The sequence below is a fragment of the Mesobacillus boroniphilus JCM 21738 genome (genome assembly GCF_000517385.1).
Classification (GTDB): Bacteria; Bacillota; Bacilli; order Bacillales; family Cytobacillaceae; genus Mesobacillus; species Mesobacillus boroniphilus.
The window spans coordinates 1-3036 of record NZ_BAUW01000170.1; the positions used below are offsets into that span (position 1 = coordinate 1).

The window sequence follows — 3036 nt, forward strand, 5'->3', positions numbered from 1 at the left end:
ACCAGGTTCGGCCAAAACAGCGGGAGATGTCCGTAACTTTGTCCGAAGTCATACCAGGTTCGGACAAAACAGCAGGAAATGTCCGTAACTTTGTCTTAAGTAGGACCAGGTTTGGACAAAATTTCAATGTAGAGTTGTAACTTTGTCCGAATCGCCATAAAAATCCAAGTAGACAGAATAGGCTACTTGGATTTTTTATTCTCCTTGCCACTCTCTAAGTTTATCTATCACTTTGTCGCCAACCTTACCGGCGTCTTCCTGCATTTGTTCAAATACTTTTTTCCATTTTGGAGCTTCTTCCTTTAGTTTTTCCTCAACCTTGCCAGCACGCTCTTTTAATTCCTTCTCCAGTTCATTTGCTTTTTCCCTTATTGCTTTTTCTGTTTCTTCATAATCAACGATGGCACCAGACTGCCTTTCGTTGATTGACTGGACACTGAATTCCTCCTGCTCGATGTGGGGAACTGCTTCTTCCATGATCGCCCTGAACAGAGGAACTACATCCTTTGAGCTGCTGCCGGATAAATAATGCTTGCGGTCAGTTTTATCATAACCAAGCCATACTGCTCCGACGATGTTCGGTGTATATCCTACAAACCATTGGTCCTTTGTTCCATTTATGTCTGCATAAGGCAGCTGAGTAGAGCCTGTTTTTCCTGCAATCTCAACACCTTCAATATTTGTTCCTTTACCAGTCCCTGTCTCGACTACATTCAATAACATAGAGGTCATTTCATTGGCCACTGATTTGGAAGTAACGCGTGTTGTTGAGCCGTCATGCTCAGCTATCACCTTGCCTGTGGGACCGACAATTTTTGTGATAACATGGGCATCATGACGCTTCCCGCCATTTGGGAAGACAGAATAAGCTTCAGCCATTTTTAAAGGAGAAACACCGTTATGCATACCTCCGAGGGCGAGGGCCAGGTTCTGATCTTCTGTTTCTACTTTGATTCCAAACCTTCTTACAGCATCAATTCCTTTATTCAAGCCTATTTCATTCAGCAGCCAAACTGCAGGAATATTAATCGATTTTTCAATGGCCTCATACATTGGCACTTCTCCCTGATAAGTATCAGAGAAGTTTTTCGGGCTATAATTTTTAAAAGACATCTTCTTGTCAACAAGCATGGAATCATACTCATAGCCTTCTTCTAATGCCGGTGTGTAAACAGCCAGGGGCTTCATTGTCGAACCAGGCTGAGCCCTGAGGTGGGTTGCCCGGTTGAATCCTCTGAACACCTTTTCTCCTCGTCCGCCAACCAAGGCACGAACGCCGCCATTTACGGGATCAAGCAGGACTGATCCGCTTTGGACTAAAACGTCACTTGCCCGGTCAGGAAATAGATGGTCCTGTCGAAACACTTTTTCCAGGCCGGATTGAATATCCTGATCAAGTTCAGTGTATATTCGGTAGCCTCTTGTCATGATTTCATCCTGGGTAAGGCCATATTTACTTGTCGCTTCATCCAAAACTGCATCTACATAAGAAGGATATTTACGATCGGCAAGAGAACCGCCTCCGTCTTCCAGGACGATCTTTTCGGTTTTTGCTTGTTTATATTGAGGATCCGATATCATCCCCAGTTCGTTCATTTTAGATAAAACAATATTTCTGCGTTTGATGGCAGCTTCATAATTATTATAAGGATCCAGAGCAGAAGGGGCTTTAAGCAGTCCGGCAAGCAGTGCCGCCTCACTTATCGTCACATCTTGGATTTCCTTTGCGAAATATTTTTTACTTGCGTTATTGATACCAAATGCACCACTGCCGAAATACACCTGGTTCAGGTACATTTCTATGATTTCGTCCTTTTCATACACCTTTTCAAGCTCAACTGCTAAGAATAATTCTTCTACTTTACGTTTGTATGTCCGCTCTGAAGATAACAGAGCATTTTTTGTCAGCTGCTGGGTTAAGGTACTGCCGCCTCCGGTAATGCCTCCAGCTAAAAGGTTTCCAAAGAAAGCACGTGCGATACCTTTAATATCGAATCCGTTATGTTCATAAAATCGTTCATCCTCAATCGCAATGACGGCATTTGGGACATGATTTGGCATATCTTTTATCGATACTCCGCCGGTACGGTTGGTAGCAAGTTTACTTGCTTCGTCGCCATTACGGTCATAGATTGTTGTTGCCTGGCTCAATCCATCCTTCAGGGTTTGGACATTTGCCCTGCTAGCGATAAATGCGAACCAAAGGATTGACAGCAATATGAAAACCAATAAGATTAATAACAATATTTGAGTCAGGTGGCGCCGTTTCCAAAATCGAACAATTGCCTCCCAAAATTGTTGCAGTAATTGCATATGATTTCTCCTTTTAAAATAAAGCTTTTCAGCACAAGTGATTAGGTGGAACTATAATTTACCTTCCATTATATATGATTTACTGTATTTCAGGAAAGTTGAAGCCATTCTCCTGGCGTAAGGGATCATAGGATGGGATTAAGTCTGATAAGTCGATGGGATATTATTCAAGCATACAGACTTATGAGATCTAGAAAGATAGTGTGGGTCGTATATAAAATAATGCTCTTGGTATAAATGAAAAAAATACAACAAAACTAACTATAGGATTCTTACATTTGGTGGAGACCAATGAAACTTTTAGAAGAACCTTAATTCTCTTAGGCAGGGTGGTTACTATTCTGCCGTTGATGTTGTTTGCGACTTTGTTTATGGGGAGACGCTCAATAGGAGAATTGCCTATTTTTTACTTTTTAATCTTATTGGCTTTTGGTGCGGTCGTTGAGGCGGACATTGTCGACCTGAAGATTCCTCATACACATACCGGAATTGCAATTGTGGCTTCTATGGTATGAAAGTTGATCTTCCATTTCAGCACAATCCATTTGCTTTCTTCCTGGCAATCAGTATGGCTGTGTTATTGGATAGGATAAAAATATTTCTAACTGAACGTCTGGACATCAGTCTAGGCGTTTTTTAATTAATAGGAAATTATCACTAGCGTTGCATTAAAGTTTTACTGATAAGTCAAATGAAAAATTTGTTAGTGAAGTTGGACTCTGG

Annotated in this window: 1 protein-coding gene and 1 pseudogene; one reads left to right on the forward strand and one right to left on the reverse strand. The window is 41.5% G+C overall.

The genetic code is table 11. The features are described from left to right. Positions 1 to 195: 195 nt before the first annotated feature. Entirely contained in the window at positions 196 to 2313 is a 2118-nt protein-coding gene (locus tag JCM21738_RS21320) for a transglycosylase domain-containing protein (protein ID WP_023626258.1), read from the reverse strand. A 350-nt stretch (positions 2314 to 2663) separates the two neighbouring features. On the opposite strand from JCM21738_RS21320, the pseudogene JCM21738_RS26380 reads away from it, so the two are divergent. Beyond that, positions 2664 to 2813 (forward strand): annotated as a pseudogene (locus JCM21738_RS26380) (DUF421 domain-containing protein); the annotation flags it as partial. Positions 2814 to 3036 lie beyond the last annotated feature (223 nt).

Bases quoted from the DNA above. Each gene is read 5' to 3' on its own strand.
- JCM21738_RS21320 (WP_023626258.1), bottom strand. From the start codon at position 2,313: ATGCAATTACTGCAACAATTTTGGGAGGCAATTGTTCGATTTTGGAAA.